Origin of the sequence: Bacteroides sp. OM05-10AA, assembly GCF_003439055.1 — a bacterium.
GTDB classification, from domain to species: Bacteria; Bacteroidota; Bacteroidia; order Bacteroidales; family Bacteroidaceae; genus Bacteroides; species Bacteroides intestinigallinarum.
Genome location: NZ_QSUR01000002.1, coordinates 48,247 through 64,654, shown reverse-complemented (window position 1 = coordinate 64,654; position 16,408 = coordinate 48,247). Strand labels below are relative to the sequence as shown.

At 41.5% G+C, this 16,408-nt stretch carries 9 protein-coding genes; 7 read left to right on the top strand and 2 right to left on the bottom strand.

Going from position 1 to position 16,408, the window contains the following annotated elements; genetic code table 11:
• Positions 1-72 precede the first annotated feature (72 nt).
• On the bottom strand, positions 73-1,923 hold the full coding sequence (locus DXB58_RS01680; RefSeq protein WP_122135729.1) for a mechanosensitive ion channel family protein: 1,851 nt from the start codon (positions 1,921-1,923) through the stop codon (positions 73-75).
• A gap of 126 nt (positions 1,924-2,049) precedes the next feature.
• Between DXB58_RS01680 and DXB58_RS01675 the strand changes: the two genes are divergently transcribed.
• On the top strand, positions 2,050-3,033 hold the full coding sequence (locus DXB58_RS01675; protein WP_122135728.1) for a calcium/sodium antiporter: 984 nt from the start codon (positions 2,050-2,052) through the stop codon (positions 3,031-3,033).
• Here DXB58_RS01675 and DXB58_RS01670 read toward each other — a convergent pair.
• Positions 3,030-5,027 carry a DUF2961 domain-containing protein gene (locus tag DXB58_RS01670; RefSeq protein WP_122135727.1) on the bottom strand — a complete coding sequence of 666 codons (1,998 nt, stop codon included), beginning with the start codon at positions 5,025-5,027 and terminating at the stop codon, positions 3,030-3,032. The genes DXB58_RS01675 and DXB58_RS01670 overlap by 4 nt on opposite strands.
• A 310-nt stretch (positions 5,028-5,337) precedes the next feature.
• On the opposite strand from DXB58_RS01670, the gene DXB58_RS01665 reads away from it, so the two are divergent.
• From DXB58_RS01665 to DXB58_RS01640, 6 genes are all read left to right on the top strand, one after another.
• Positions 5,338-6,315: a glycoside hydrolase family 5 protein gene (locus tag DXB58_RS01665; RefSeq protein ID WP_187343939.1), complete on the top strand. Its 978-nt coding sequence runs from the start codon at positions 5,338-5,340 to the stop codon at positions 6,313-6,315.
• Between the two features lie 120 nt (positions 6,316-6,435).
• The gene (locus tag DXB58_RS01660) at positions 6,436-9,687 is read left to right on the top strand and encodes a TonB-dependent receptor (RefSeq protein ID WP_122135726.1); all 3,252 of its coding nucleotides are present in this window, start codon (positions 6,436-6,438) and stop codon (positions 9,685-9,687) included.
• A 12-nt stretch (positions 9,688-9,699) separates the two neighbouring features.
• Positions 9,700-11,463, top strand: coding sequence for a RagB/SusD family nutrient uptake outer membrane protein (locus DXB58_RS01655; RefSeq protein ID WP_009001133.1), 1,764 nt, complete (start codon positions 9,700-9,702; stop codon positions 11,461-11,463).
• A gap of 29 nt (positions 11,464-11,492) precedes the next feature.
• Positions 11,493-12,665 carry a glycan-binding surface protein gene (locus tag DXB58_RS01650; RefSeq protein WP_122135823.1) on the top strand — a complete coding sequence of 391 codons (1,173 nt, stop codon included), beginning with the start codon at positions 11,493-11,495 and terminating at the stop codon, positions 12,663-12,665.
• 59 nt (positions 12,666-12,724) lie between these two features.
• Positions 12,725-13,810: a glycoside hydrolase family 5 protein gene (locus DXB58_RS01645; RefSeq protein ID WP_122135725.1), complete on the top strand. Its 1,086-nt coding sequence runs from the start codon at positions 12,725-12,727 to the stop codon at positions 13,808-13,810.
• 19 nt (positions 13,811-13,829) lie between these two features.
• Positions 13,830-16,391, top strand: a complete 2,562-nt coding sequence (locus tag DXB58_RS01640; protein ID WP_117932722.1) for a glycoside hydrolase family 2 TIM barrel-domain containing protein — start codon at positions 13,830-13,832, stop codon at positions 16,389-16,391.
• The last annotated feature ends 17 nt before the right edge of the window (positions 16,392-16,408 follow it).

Sequence of the window (16,408 nt, the reverse complement as noted above, 5' to 3'; positions counted from 1 at the left end):
ATATAAATTCTACTCTCAGTGAAAAAACACACAACCCGAGGTGTTCCTTTCGTGATGAAAGGAACACCTTTTTTAGTCAGGTTTATTTTCTTCCCCCACCTTATTGGAAGGATTATTACTTTTCTGATACTCTTTGGGAGTGGTTGTCTCATTTCCATCCCGTACAGCCATATAGTGCGGCGACATAATTTCAATACCGGCTTCATTAAATTTATCCTGAATATTCTGATGCAAATCCGAATAAATCTGTGCCATTTTATCTGCCTCCCTGATGTATGCATTGATTTGATAGACCGGATACCAGTCGCTTAAAGAGGTCTCTAACACAAACGGACGCGGATCATCTACCACTCCGGGAGTGTTCAATGCAGCATCAATCAGTATCTGATTAACCTGTCGCCAGGGAATATCATAACCGATGGATACTTCCGAGTGAATAATCAGCCCATATTCACGTGCCGAGGTACTATAATTTACCGTATGAGACGACATGATAAATGAGTTAGGTACGGTCACCACCTCATTCTTGGGTGTCCGGATACGGGTAACAAGAGGAGTCTTTTCGATAATATCTCCCGTGGTATCATTCAATTTGATCCGGTCGCCCATTTTGAACGGGCGCATATAAGTAATCACCAGTCCGGCAATAATATTACCGATAACCGTACTTGATCCGAGTGAAACAATCAACCCGACGAATACTGAAATACCTTGGAACACACCGGAATCAGAACCTGGCAGATAAGGGTAAATCATCGCAATCATAAATGCATAGAGCAGGAAACGGGCGATATGGAAAGTCGGCATTGCCCAGTCCGGATAGAAGCCGTTGATTTTGAGCCGTCCTGCTTCCACCTCACGCGCCAGATACAGAACGAGACGCACCAGATACTTCACAGCATACCAGATAACGATGATAGTAAACAATTTGGGTATGTAATCGATAATACCGACAAAGATAGTGCGAACCGGGTTCCAGATATAGCCTAACAGGCGGTATGCCAGTCCTTCCGTCTGCGGGAAGATGATAAAAATCAGCGGTACGGTAAACAGTAGCTGCAAGGCCATCAGTATATAGCGCCCGATACTGGACAGGAACACTAACAGATTCGCCTGTTTCTGCGCATCCAGCAATTCATATCCCTGTATCGATACCGGTTTAATCTTCGTATCTTTCAGACGCAGGATACGCACTTTCAGTTTTCGGAACAGCCAGTTGGTCAGGCGGAACAGGAAATACTGCCCTACAATCACCAATACAAAATAAAGCACACGTTTGGCCATTCGCCAAAGTCCGTGTTCCGCTTTCATCTCGTGCAGTTTGGTGATGACATTCTGCTGCCTTTCTTTGGCCAGCGAGTCACGGGAAATGCCTTCCCATAAAGCATCCTGATCGGTAAGAGAAAGCAATACCTTACTGCCATACATCAAATCGGAGACAATATCCGAATGATCGATAGCCACAGAGTCGGGTTGCAAATTAAAGCGTTTTCCTATTTCTTCAATCGCCGCACCGGTCATTTGAGCACGTTGCTGGGGAGTATATCCGCCTCGTTTAGTGAAAAGGTAAAATAAAGTATCGCCGTCCGCCACTACCGGTACTCCTTTAGTGAACTGGCGTAAAGAGTCGATACGCTGTCTCTGCTGTGCATATTTTACGGAGTCGGCGGAAGCCATCTGGAGCTTCATCTGTTCCATTTCCATCCGCATATTCGCCTCATTGAGCCGGGCTTCTTCCAACGATTTCTGCATATTCGCCAGATGGATAGAGTCCGAATCCCGTTTCAGAGGAACATGTCCGTTCGTTATTGTATCTCCGGCAAATATCTTCTTGACAGCCTGTTCCAGCTGTGCTTGCGCACCGATTGCCAGGAAAGAAAGGAATAACACCAGTAATGACCGCTTCATTTTATTTATTTCCATACCTTATACTCCTTGATTATAATTAAGGTAAATCTAACTTTTCATTAAAAACAGGGCAAACATACGGATTGTTTTTGACATTACCATTTCCAATTTGATTATCTTTGCCACTAAAAGAGAAAAACTATGAATATATTATTACTCATCGGAGGATTAATCCTCATTCTTTTAGGAGCTAACGGGTTGACAGATGGTGCTGCTTCAGTAGCCAAACGTTTTCACATCCCTCCCATCGTGATCGGTCTTACCATCGTTGCATTCGGCACTTCCGCCCCTGAACTGACGGTCAGTGTATCTTCCGCCCTCAAAGGCAGTGCGGATATTGCCATAGGTAACGTAGTGGGAAGTAATATTTTCAACACATTGATGATTGTAGGCTGCACGGCATTATTCGCCCCGATTGTCATCACCCGCAATACACTTAGAAAAGAGATTCCGCTCTGCATACTTTCTTCCATTGTCCTGCTGATTTGTGCCAATGACGTCTTTCTGGATAAAGCTTCAGAAAATATCCTGAACAGAGTAGACGGCTTGTTGTTGCTTTGCTTCTTTGTCATTTTCATGGGCTACACTTTTGCCATCGCTTCCAAGCCGGCTACAATCGAACAACCAGCAGAACATCCGGTCATAGAAGAGGAAACAGAAATCAAATCACTGCCCTGGTGGAAATCCATTCTTTATATCATCGGAGGTTTGGCTGCACTTATTTATGGAGGTCAGTTGTTTGTCGACGGCGCTACGGGCATCGCCCGCAACCTGGGTGTCAGTGAATCGATTATCGGACTGACTCTGGTGGCAGGAGGTACTTCTCTTCCTGAACTGGCTACGTCTATCGTTGCCGCATTAAAGAAAAATCCGGAAATTGCCATCGGAAATGTGATTGGTAGTAACCTCTTCAATATATTCTTTGTACTGGGATGCAGCGCGAGCATCACGCCTCTCCACCTTAGCGGAATCACCAATTTCGACTTGTTTACATTAGTAGGTTCCGGTATTCTGCTTTGGTTATTCGGGTTGTTCTTTGCCAAAAGAACGATTACAAGAATTGAAGGAGGGATTATGATACTTTGTTATGTGGCATACACGGTGGTATTGATTTATAACACTTAAATAATATAACAAAAGACCTGATATTCTGCCTCATTCCAAGCAATCCTCCCCTCCTTAGACATAGAAACAGGAACAATACGAATATTTAAAGATTTCTTTCCCTTAGTATATCTGGCTGGAATTTCAAAATCATCTTCCAGCCAGCGTTTATAAGGATTGCTATCAGCTACATACCATAAACGTTCTATAACCTCTTCACCATCAACAAAAACACGTGCAGCTTGCCGGGCATCGTTTTGATCACTCAACCTACGCAAGCGCACTCCTTCATTTTGAGAAAGGATATTCACTCTGAAGCTACTACAGTTCTTGAACCGGACAACTTCTCCCATGCATAAAACACTGTCCTCTTTCCCTTCAAAGAAACTTTCCAGTTTTGTTTTCCGCACATTGCCCATAGCCTTATAAGAATGCTGTTTAATAGCATGCGGAGAACTCAAATTCAAACTATCGGTTTTCACCAACACACTTTTATCCTGACCATAATAAAAGATAGTACCCGAATGTTCCAAATACTGATTGTTATATTCTCCCGACTCTATTCCAAACTTTAACTCCGAATAGAAAGGATAACTATCACCAATACAAAAACGAGTCATAGACCAAGGATTATCCGGAAGACCGTCATATCCACCCATCGGATGTACTTCAGGTGGAGTCGGGAATCCCCAGCCATAACAAACATAACTTTCAGAACCGTCACTCTCAACTTGTGGTGTCCGTTTGCCGTCAACATATACACGAACATCCCCTTCGCAAGAAATGATATGTGAACGTTCGGCATGACATGTGATATGAGCGGCAACCATTTTTCCTCTTCCTTGAATAGCAGCTATGGGACTATCTGTTCCTGCCACATGTTTTCGTGTATAATATGGTGTATTACGAAAGTATCCGGTATTAGATGTAGGATAAACCGAGCGAGAAACTGCTATTTCTGAAAATCCCAAAGAAACAGGAACGCCACTACGATTTTCAATCATTATCTTCACATGCTTCCAATATGGCATTGGAAAATAATTATAGAACCAACCGTCCGTGTTATATCCGGACAGTAAATAGTTAGTATCATGAAAACCCAAAGAGTTACCTCCCAGACAAGCCAAAGGACAAGAAATGTCGGGTTGTTGATGAGCATCCCAAAACATATGAATCCACACATCCTGCAAGTGCTGCTTATTAATCTCTGGAAGATAAAATTTTAAAGAACCGATAGCTCCCTCTCCTTTTTCATCCAATAAAGTAATGCATTCACCAGCATTGACCTTTTGTTCCGACTTTCGATGATATGCCAATTGATCATCACACAAAAAACTGCTTCCCTGTTTCTTCCATAATTGTATCAAAGTATCATAATTCTCCTTCCCGGTAAATGTCTTGATTCCATTGTCCGTATAAGTGTGGTATACAACATGTCCCCAACCTCCTTCACCTTTTGTTCTGTCATAGCCTTCCAATTTTACATCTGTAGTCACACGACACCCCTTATTAAATGCCATCGGTACAAAGCTTCGTGCCACACGTATGGGGCCTCTTCCATTATCAAACGGACCAATATAGCTTTCAGCCAAAGGTTTTATAAAAGGAGCCTTCTCCCCAAATTCAGATAAACGCAGACTAAAACGAGGTGCTTCTTCTCCATCAAAATAAAAACGGAACAGAGGATCGCTTGAACTCATATAACGATGTTGCACAAGATTATAAATACATCCCGGACCCTCAACATCAAAGATGACCCATTCTCCACGCTGATCCTGATAAAGACTCCAATCCCAATCGGCATTCTTTCCTTTTTTATCAATACTACCTTCATAATGTACCGAAACTCCACGATCTAACAAAGGCAAAGAAGCAATATCCACCATCCGGGATATACCATAAGAAATACTATCCGGCTGCTTATCCGACCAGACCTCTGTTACTAACGGACTGATTGCAGACAATGATACAGTCCCAAATACAGCCCAACAAACTAAAAAAATACTTTTTTTCATAAGGTGATAATTATAAAATAAAACATCAATCTCTCTATAAAATTTAATTCATAAAAGTACGGCAACTTATAGAAGGATACAACCACTTTATTATCAAATTAATATACTATTCTGACCTATAAACATCTGTTATCATATTTATTTTCCTACTTAACCTTTTTGTATATATATAATTAAGGCAATATACTCTCTATTCAAATAATTAGTAAGAAAAGTATCATTATATGATAATAAAGCACTTTTTTACATATGTTTTTTGTGCTTACTTTGCAACGTCCATCTTATATGTTATATCTAATTTATTATGAAAATGAAAAAAGTCTTTTTATTCATCACTCTATTCTCCATGATATCATTATTCAGTTACAGCAAAGATCCTGTAAAACAATGGGGACAACTACAAGTAAAAGGTAATCAATTATGTAACCAGGCCGGAGAACCTATCGTATTAAGAGGAGTCAGTTATGGTTGGCATAATCTATGGCCCAGGTTTTACAATAAGCAATCTGTAAAATGGTTGAAAAAAGATTGGAAATGCACCGTTTTACGCGCAGCAATGGGAACAGTTATTGAAGATAATTACATTGAAAATCCGGAATTTGCTCTAAAATGCATGAATAAAGTAATTAAAGCAGCCATCAAAAATGATATTTATGTAATAATTGACTGGCACACTTATTACCCGCAGCAAAAAGAAGCGAAGGCATTTTTCTCAATGATGGCACAAAAATATGGGAAGTACCCTCATATTATTTATGAGATATACAATGAACCCATGGAAGACAGTTGGGAAAGTGTGAAAGAATATGCGACTGACATCATATCTGAAATACGTAAATATGATCCTGACAATATCATTCTCGTAGGCAACCCTCATTGGGATCAGGACTTACATCTGGTAGCAGAAAGCCCTTTAAAAGGATTTAATAATATAATGTATACTCTTCATTTTTATGCCGCCACCCACAAACAAGAGCTACGGGATAGAGCTGAAGCAGCATGGGAAAAAGGCATTCCTATCTTTGTTTCAGAATGTGCCGGTATGGAATGTACTGGCGATGGACCATTAGACATACCGGAATGGACCCGCTGGGTAGAATGGTTGGAAAGCAAAAAAATCAGCTGGGTCAACTGGTCCATTTCAGACAAGAACGAAACCTGCTCCATGATCCTCCCACGAGCTAATAAAAACGGAGGATGGGACGAGTCACTAATAAAACCTGCAGGCCTCCAAAGCCGTAAGTTTATCCGACAATACAACTCACATATTTATAAAAATAAAGAATGATAAAATAATATCAGCTTTAGGCAAAAAACGTCAATTATTTACATTCCCGATTCGTTAACTTTGCATCAATAAATAACAATACGAGATTTTATACTAAAGTTAATTTTAAATTTGATAAAAATGAAAAAGAATCTCTTTTCTTTTCCCCGCTCAAAAGTGCGGATGCTAAAAGAGTCAAAAAGAGTCTGGCTCTTCTTGATTATGTTCTGGATAGTAAATACAGCTGCCGTAGCAGCAGGTATTGAGATTAAGGGTACTGTAACAGACAGCAAAGGCGAACCTCTTCCCGGGGTTAATATTGTTGAACTAGGAGTTAAAAAAAACAATGGTACTATCACCGACTTGAGTGGTAAATATACTATAACAGTTGAAAGCCAGAAATCTGTTCTTCAGTACACTTTTATCGGCTATAAAACAACGGAAGTCACTGTAGGAAATCGCAAAACAATCAACGTTTCATTAAAAGATGATACTCAGTCTCTGGATGAAGTGGTAGTCATCGGTTATGGTACAATGAGGAAAAAAGATTTATCCGGAGCCGTTGCTTCTATCAAAAGTGATGATCTGATGATCGGTAATCCTACCAATATTTCCCAAGCTTTACAAGGTAAGTTAGCCGGTGTGCAGGTAAACCAGAGTGACGGCGCTCCCGGTTCAGGTGTAAGTATCACTATCCGTGGCGCAAACTCGTTCTCTACAAATTCACAGCCACTTTACATCGTTGACGGCATTCCGTTCGAAGTGGGAGATACTCCGAGCAGTAAAGCAAATGAAGGCAATAATTCCACCACCAATCCGCTTTCATTAATCAACCCTAACGACATCGAATCAATCGATATATTGAAGGATGCTTCTGCAACAGCTATTTATGGTTCCCGCGGAGCCAATGGTGTTGTATTGATCACCACTAAAAGAGGTCGTGCCGGAGACGCTAAGGTTGAGTTCTCTGCCAACTTCGGCCTTTCTAAAATAGCCAAAATGGTAAAAATGCTGGATGCTTACACCTACGCTAATTATGTAAATGAAGGTGTAATCAACGGAGCTGCTTATGACAATCTTCCCTATTCATACCTTCCTTATCGTGGAAAATGGAACTACCGTCGCGATGAGAACGACAAAATCGTTCCTAACTCCGGTAAATACTATGCTTCACCGGAAGATTATCTCAACCCTGGCTATCGTGAAGATGAATATGGCAATAAAGAGTGGGTAGAGGGTACAAACTGGATGGATGAAATCTTACAGGATGCATTAACACAGGAATACAACCTTAGTGTATCGGGAGGAAATGAGAAAAGCAATTATGCATTCTCCGGTAATTACACAGATCAATCGGGTATCATCAAGAATTCCGGTTATGAACGTTTTGCTGTTCGTGCCAACATCGGGAGCCACATCAAACCTTGGCTGAACACAGGATTGAATATCAACTTCACCCGTTCGTTGACTAAGTTTGCCAAATCAAACTCTTATGATTATAGTATTATCCGTTCTGCCATGCTCTATTTACCAACACTATATGTAGGAGACAAGACGGAGGATGATTCTTACGCATGGTTATCTGCAAATCCTCGCACATACGTTAATACGGCTAAGGACGAACTGAAATCAATCAATGTATTTACTTCCGCTTTTGCTGAAATCTCCATTCTCGATTGTTTGAAGTTCCGTCAGAATTTAGGTATCAGCTATTCGGTAAACGACCGTGCAAGTTACTATAATCGCGAAACGGGAGAAGGCAAAGCATCCAATGGGCGAGCCGGTAAGAGCGATAACTTCTGGCAGAATCTAACTGCAGAATCATTGATCACCTTTGATAAGACATTCAATAAGCTACACCATCTTAATGTAGTAGCAGGTTTTACTTACGAAAAATCAGACTGGGGTGGCAAAACAATGAATGCATCTAATTTCCCGACTGATATCACACAAGACTTCGATATGAGCCAGGCATTAAATATTGAAACTCCGGCCAGTTACCGAGGACAGGCAGTTCTTGTCTCTTTATTAGGACGTGCCAACTACACATTCAAAGACCGTTATATCTTCACAGCGTCATTCCGTCGCGATGGTTCAAGCCGTTTCGCTCCCGGAAACAAATTTGCCAACTTCGCTTCAGGAGCAGTAGCATGGACTCTATCCGAAGAAGAATTCATCAAGAATCTGAATATATTCAGCAATTTAAAGTTGCGCCTCAGCTACGGTCAAACAGGTAACCAGGCCATCAGCAGTTATCAAACTATGGCATCACTTGCACCTTCCAATTATCCTCTGGACGGAACATTGAGCAGTGGATTTGCCGGACAAACTTATAAAGGTCCCCTGAATGACAAACTCAAATGGGAAACAACCGACCAATACAATGTCGGACTCGACATGGGATTCTGGAACAACAGAATCAGCTTATCCGCCAACTATTACTACAAGAAAACCAAAGACCTGTTACAAAATGTATCTATACCTAATAGTACAGGATATACTACCATGTGGACGAATTTCGGCCATGTCAAAAACAAAGGACTTGAGCTAACCGGTAAAATCGTTGCATTGGATAAAAAAGACTGGACTTTAGAATTCGACGGTAACATCTCCTTTAATAAAAACGAAATTGGAGGTTTAACAGCAGATCAATATGCCAACCAATTATGGTATAGCGCCAAAGAAGTATTTTTGCAAAGAAACGGATTGCCTATCGGAACAATTTTCGGCTATATAGAAGACGGCTTCTACGATAATATAGCAGAAGTCCGTGCAGATCCGATATATGCCAAAGCTTCTGATGACGAAGCCCGCAGAATGATCGGTGAGATCAAATATCTGGATAAAAACAATGACGGAAAGATAACATCAGAAGACCGTGCTATCATCGGTGATACCAATCCGGACTTTATTTACGGTTTGAATGCCAACCTACGATGGAAAAACTTGTCTCTCGGACTATTCTTCCAAGGAACTCACGGTAATGATATTTTCAACGGTAACCTGACAAATATCGGAATGAGCAGTATTGCCAATATCACCCAAGATGCTTATGACTCCCGCTGGACACCGGAAAACGCAGCTGGCGCCAAATGGCCCCGCGTCACTACTGCCATGACTCGTGACATGAAACTCTCTGACCGTTATGTAGAAGACGGCTCTTACTTCAGACTAAAAACGATCAACTTAAACTATAATTTCGGTTCAGTCATAAAAGGTATCAGCAACCTGTCTGTTTTCGGAACAGTAACAAACGTATTCACGATTACAGGTTATAGCTGGTTTGATCCGGATGTAAACGCCTTTGGTTCTGACGCTTCCAGAAGAGGAGTCGATATCTTCTCATACCCGAGCAGCAGAACATATTCAATAGGTTTTAAATTAACGTTATAATCTCAAGAAATGATGAAAAAGAAAAATATATTCATATATCTGATGGCATCCACTCTCCTATTATCCGGAGCAGTAATGACATCATGCGAAAGTATGATCGAAGAAAAGCCTTTCGACTTCATTGTACCTGAAGATGTTGAGGATTCCGATAATGGTGCCGACATGTGGGTAACCGGAGTCTATAATACATTGCACGAAGCCATGTTCAGATATGGTAGTTTTCCACGTCCGCTGGATTATGACTGTGACTATATCTCCGGCGCTGTATGGCAGTTCAGCCAGTTCGGAAGCGGAAACTTCCAGGGAGGTGACGGACAGGCCGATGTACTTTGGACCGGAATGTACTCTTTGATTAACCGGGCCAATATAGCGGTCTCTGAAATCAATAAGATGCAAAATGTATCAGAAGCATTTAAAAAGAATGCATTAGGAGAATGCTATTTTCTTAAAGCATGGGCATATTTCTATCTGGTACGCGCTTATGGAGCTATCCCTATTTATTCTGTCAGTGTAAACGAATCCGGACAATACACCAACAATCCGCGTATTCCGATTGCACAAGTATACACGGAAACAATCATACCTTTGCTTAAAGACGCTAAAGATATGATTTATAAAAACACAGATAATGGTTTTAAACCCGGAAGGGTCTGTGCTGCAACTGCAGCAGGTTTGTTAGCCAAAGTATATGCAACTATCGGCTCTGCTTCTATGGCTACCGGAGAACAAATAACAGTAAAAACCGGTGCACCGTTTGTCATGCAGAATGTAAATGGTACTATGACTAAAGTGTACACAGAACCTGTCCCAACCACATTCTCTAAAGATCAGGTTGCCGGATATGAAAGTTTCTCTTCCGGAGAATACTATAGACTGGCTTATGAAATTGCTGAAGATGTAATAGGAGGAGAATACGGAACGCACCAACTTGAAAACTATGATTTGATCTGGTCTCCTTCCGGTAAGACTTGCAGCGAGCATTTATTCAGCTTGCAAACTAAATCCGGAGACGAACTATATGGTACATTATTCAGCTCTCACTACTGTGGCAGACTCAATGCAGCAGGCAACATAGACAACAGCTTGACAGTAGGATGCAGAAAACACTGGTATCTATTATTTGAAGAAAAAGACTACCGTGTAGACAAAGGAGTGTTACATTGCTGGATACGCCAGAACTCCGATACCAGCTGGGGAGGCGGCTCATATTATCCGAATTTCGGAAAATGGCAACGTATGGTTGAAGCTAAAGAACCTCCATTCGATAATCCTAAAGTAACTTCCGGATGGAGATGTGACGAGGGAGGATCAGAACAGTTCTTTGCTTTCACGACTAAATACTCGCAACAGATAGCTGATCAGACACAGCCCCGTACGGATGCTAATTACCCATTCCTCCGTTATGCCGATGTTGTTTTAATCTTTGCAGAAGCAGCCAATGAATTAAACGGTCCGACAAAAGAATCAGTAGATGCTTTGAACGATGTCCGCACACGCAGTAACGCAACAGGCAAAGAATTAGCAAATTTCACCGACAAAGCCAGCCTGCGTTCCGCTATCCTTGAAGAACGTGCAATGGAATTAGCCTTAGAAGGTGATCGTCGTTGGGATTTAATACGCTGGGGAATTTATTTGCAAGCCATGAATGCTTTAGGCGGAATGGATGAGGCAAACAACGTAAAACAACGTTCCAGCAAGCATTTACTGTTCCCGATTCCGACTCTCGAAATCCTGACCAACCAAGGAATTAATGAAAATAATCCAGGATGGGATTAATCACTTATAACCATGTAAAAAAACAGATTATGAAGAAAATAAAATATTTTGCAATAATCGCAGCATCCATATTCGCTTTAACATCCTGTACGGATATTGTTGAAGTGGACGATCTGAAGGCCAAAGAAAACAAACCGTCAACAGGTGCTCCAACCGTAGACAAAGTCGTTTTGGCAACAGATGCCGAATTTCCTATTGACGGGGCAAATTTCGAACAAGTAGTACGAATTGAAGGAACAAATCTCGGAGACATCACTTCACTGAAATTCAATGACATTGAAGTGGATAACAAGGAGATCTATTCTACCTACGATATGCTTCTTGCACCTATTCCCCGTGCACTTCCTAAAGAAGTGTCAAACACGATTTATATCACAACCAAACATGGAGAACTTAGTATTCCTTTTGTTGTTTCCATCCCTGATTTAACCATCAACGGACTCAAGAATGAATTCACCCAACCGGGAGATACGACAGTTATTACAGGCGACAATTTCGACCTTTACGGCATTACCATCGAAGAAGCGATTGTCAATCTGGGTAACCTACCGGTTAATGTAATCGATGCAACCCGTACAGAACTGACAATAGAAATCCCGGCAAATGCCACTCCCAAATCAACCCTTACCATAAAAGGAGCAAACATGGATGAAGCATACAAACTCACATACATGGATCCGGGAGTATCTCAGCTTTTCGACTTCAACAATTGGCCGGGAGCCGGTGCTTTTACGCATTCCAGTCAATTCCCTGATGCCCCGAAAGATTTCCTATGCGACGGCACATTAGAAGGACAACCGGAACCATTAGTAGAAGGAGGAAAATATATCCGCTTCAATAATTCCGTGAAAGCTTGGGGATGGATGGTTATGTGGGCCGGATATATCACCGTACCGGCAGAAGTAGCCGCAGATCCTTCCTCTTACGATTTAAGATTTGAGATTTGTACTGGAGCTAAATTCCCGATTTCAACCCAAGCACGTATCATTTTAGGAGATTATGGATGGTATCCTTCCAAAGGCGGACTTCCAGTCAACACCTATGGCGGATGGCAAACAGTACGAATCAGTGCCGATACGGAAGCATTATTACCTAACCCTATCGATCCTAGTACCAATACTGCTTTCAAAATCATATTTTCACCCGAATCTGCTCAAGATTTCGACTTAAGTATGTGTAATTTCAGATTTGTTCATAAGTAAAAATAAAAAGGGAACGCCTTTGTTTCAGCGTTCCCTCACCAACAAAAATGATTCGATTTATGCTAAAAGATTTATTTTCATTAGTTACAATTGTAGCACTTCTATTTTCATCCTGTTCTAAATCAGAAGAAGAAGAAAATGGTGATGACCCCCAACCCACCAAACAGACGGCTTATTTCGGAGTGAATCTGTCAGGAGCTGAATTTGGAAATGTATATCCGGGGGTAGATGGTACACACTATGGTTATCCAACAGAAAAAGACCTGGACTATTTCAAAGCCAAAGGCCTCTATCTGGTACGTCTTCCATTCCGTTGGGAACGCATACAACCCACAATGAATGGAGAACTAAATGCAACAGAGTTGGCAAAAATGAAAAAATTCGTCAAAGCTGCTGAAGATAGAAACATGCAGATACTCTTGGATATGCATAACTTTGGAAGATATTGCGTATATTGCGACGGACAAAGTTCGCAAAACAATCAGTATGCAATCATTGGTAATGCACGGTGCACTGTTGATAATTTCTGCGACGTATGGAAAAAACTGGCAAAAGAGTTTAAGGATTACAAGAATATCTGGGGATATGATATAATGAATGAACCTTATGAGATGCTCGCATCAACTCCATGGGTGAACATAGCCCAAGCCTGCATTAACGCTATCCGTACAGTAGATACTAAAACAACCATCATTGTCAGTGGAGATGAATTCAGCTCCGCCAGACGATGGAAGGAATGTAGCGACAACCTGAAAACTCTGACAGACCCAAGTAACAACCTGATATTCCAGGCTCATATCTATTTCGATTCGGATTCTTCCGGAAACTATGATAAAGGATATGATGAAGATGGAGCAACCATTCAAACAGGAGTAGCACGTTTGAAACCTTTCGTTGACTGGTTGAAAGAAAACAACAAACGCGGATTTGTCGGAGAATATGGGGTACCTGATACCGATGGCCGATGGTTAGATATTCTTGACTCAGCCCTCAAATATCTACAAGAAAATGGAGTGAACGGAACTTATTGGTCCGCCGGTCCGCGATGGGGCGATTATCCCTTATCTGTCCAACCGACCAACAATTACACTCAGGATCGTCCGCAACTGAATACGCTCCTGAAATATAAAAGTACGCAACAATAACCAGATTTAAATACTGTCCATGAGAACCCGATTCATCACTATCATCACTTTACTTCTATCTACACCAATGGTTATCGCACAGAAATCCATGGATGAGATAGACAGGAAAAGCTTTGCAGCAAAGCCTTCTCCCATAGAGGTAAAAGGTACACAGATGACCGAAACAGGTAATATTCCTCCAATTGGAAATATACCTTCGGAGTTCTCTTTGGACGGAATCTGGCAACTGGCGGAAGGAGGAACAGAAAAAGAACGCCTGCATACCTCCTGGACAGATCAAATACCTGCCCGTGTACCGGGAAGTATTCATACCGCACTAGTAGAAAATAAAATCATACCCGATCCATACATCGGTCAAAATGATTCTATAGCGGAAAAACAATCTTATAAAACATGGTGGATGAAGCGGGAGTTCGAACTAAACTCCCCTTTATCTCACAGCATACTATCTTTTGGCGGAATTGCCAATAAATGTACTGTATGGCTCAACGGAAAGCTCCTAGGAACACACGAAGGAATGTTCGGAGGACCTGATTTCTCAATAGGTAAATATTTAAAGAACAAAAATACGCTCATAGTAAAACTTGAAGCCATTCCTCAAATGTTTTTAGGGAACTGGCCGCCCAACGCAAATGAAAGTTGGAAATATACAGTCGTGTTCAATTGCGTTTACGGATGGCATTATGCACAAATTCCGTCATTGGGAATCTGGCGAAGTGTCCAACTAAAAGAACAAGCCGCCGTAGATATAGACTCACCTTTCGTCGCCACTCGTTCACTCGATGGTCAAATGCGTCTGACGTTTGATTTACACGAACAATCATCTCCATTAAAAGGAGTATTATATGCTGAAGTATCTCCCAAAAACTTCAAAGGAATAAAACAATATTATCGTTTTGACATTAACAGCCGACGTAAACAAGAAACCTTGTCTTTGGACTTTCAAATCAAGGATCCACACCTTTGGTGGCCTAATGACAGAGGAGAACAAGCTCTATATGATCTTAATCTCCGTTTCATTCCACAAAAAGGAAAAACAGCTCATGTAAAAACATCATTCGGCATCCGGACGATTGAGATGAGGCCATTAACCGATGGTGCTAAAGAAGATTATTATAACTGGACATTTGTCATCAACGGGAAACCGATGTTTATAAAAGGAACAGGTTGGTGTACCATGGATGCATTAATGGACTTTTCAAGAAATAAATATGAGCATTTACTTCAGATAGCCAAAAGCCAGCACATACAAATGCTAAGAGCTTGGGGAGGAGGAATGCCCGAGACGGATGACTTCTACGAATTATGCGACAGATACGGAATACTGGTTATGCAAGAATGGCCAACAGCCTGGAATAGCCATAACACGCAGCCGTACTCTCTTTTAAAAGAGACGGTAGAAAGAAATACCAAACGACTCAGAAACCACCCTTCTCTTGTGATGTGGGGAGCAGGAAATGAATCGGACAAGCCATTCGGCCCTGCCATTGACATGATGGGACGACTAAGCATCGAACTCGACGGAACTCGTCCTTTCCATCGCGGGGAAGCTTGGGGAGGCAGCCAACACAATTATAACTGCTGGTGGGATAATGCCCACCTTAATCATAATTTGAATATGACCGCTCCTTTTTGGGGAGAATTTGGGATAGCATCATTGCCTCACATTGAGACAGTACACAAATATTTAGATGGGGAAAAAGAGGTGTGGCCTCCCCGAAGGAGCGGTAACTTCACGCACCACACTCCTATCTTCGGAACAATGGGAGAAATGGGAAAGCTGGTTCAATACTCCGGTTATTTTATGCCGAAAGATTCGCTGGCTTCTTTCATTCTCGGATCACAATTAGCACAAGTAGTGGGAGTGAGACATACACTAGAACGGGCACGTACATTATGGCCTCATACTACGGGAGCACTTTATTATAAGATGAACGACAATTATCCCGGCGTCTCGTGGTCGTGCGTAGATTATTACGGCATCATTAAACCCATTCATTATTTTGTGCAAAAATCTTTTGCTCCGCTAGCGGCAGTTATGTTATTTGACCGTAGCAATCTCTCCAGCCAGGAAGTCAGTCTTCCTGTTTATCTGCTCGATGATTGCCAAGAACTGGACAAAAAACCTTATCAAGTGAAGGTATCTATATACAATGATCAACTAGACACTGTCGCCAACCATACGTTTAATGGCACCGGAGATGAGAATGTTGTAAAAAAACTAGGAGAAATCTATTTAAACAGAGAGCAAACCAAATCTACCATGTTGTTCTTTGTATTGGATATAGTGAAAAATAACCGGAGTATCTACCGGAATTACTACTTCACCAATTATGAAGTGCGCCCGGGCTCCATCTTATCAATGCCCCAGACAACCATAAAGACGGAACGTAGGGGCAATGCAGTGATTCTGACAAATACAGGAAAATATCCTGCCATCGGAGTACACATAGAAGTACCGGAGAAAATGGATCAACTCATCGTTTCAGAGAACTATATATGGCTTAATCCACAGGAATCAAAAAAACTAAAAATAAACTTGGAATCTCCAGTGATTGTAAAAGGCTGGAACCTCCAATAACCCTATTAAACAGAACA

Bases quoted from the DNA above. Each gene is read 5' to 3' on its own strand.
- DXB58_RS01680 (WP_122135729.1), bottom strand. From the start codon at position 1,923: ATGGAAATAAATAAAATGAAGCGGTCATTACTGGTGTTATTCCTTTCT.
- DXB58_RS01675 (WP_122135728.1), top strand. From the start codon at position 2,050: ATGAATATATTATTACTCATCGGAGGATTAATCCTCATTCTTTTAGGA.
- DXB58_RS01670 (WP_122135727.1), bottom strand. From the start codon at position 5,027: ATGAAAAAAAGTATTTTTTTAGTTTGTTGGGCTGTATTTGGGACTGTA.
- DXB58_RS01665 (WP_187343939.1), top strand. From the start codon at position 5,338: ATGAAAAAAGTCTTTTTATTCATCACTCTATTCTCCATGATATCATTA.
- DXB58_RS01660 (WP_122135726.1), top strand. From the start codon at position 6,436: ATGAAAAAGAATCTCTTTTCTTTTCCCCGCTCAAAAGTGCGGATGCTA.
- DXB58_RS01655 (WP_009001133.1), top strand. From the start codon at position 9,700: ATGAAAAAGAAAAATATATTCATATATCTGATGGCATCCACTCTCCTA.
- DXB58_RS01650 (WP_122135823.1), top strand. From the start codon at position 11,493: ATGAAGAAAATAAAATATTTTGCAATAATCGCAGCATCCATATTCGCT.
- DXB58_RS01645 (WP_122135725.1), top strand. From the start codon at position 12,725: ATGCTAAAAGATTTATTTTCATTAGTTACAATTGTAGCACTTCTATTT.
- DXB58_RS01640 (WP_117932722.1), top strand. From the start codon at position 13,830: ATGAGAACCCGATTCATCACTATCATCACTTTACTTCTATCTACACCA.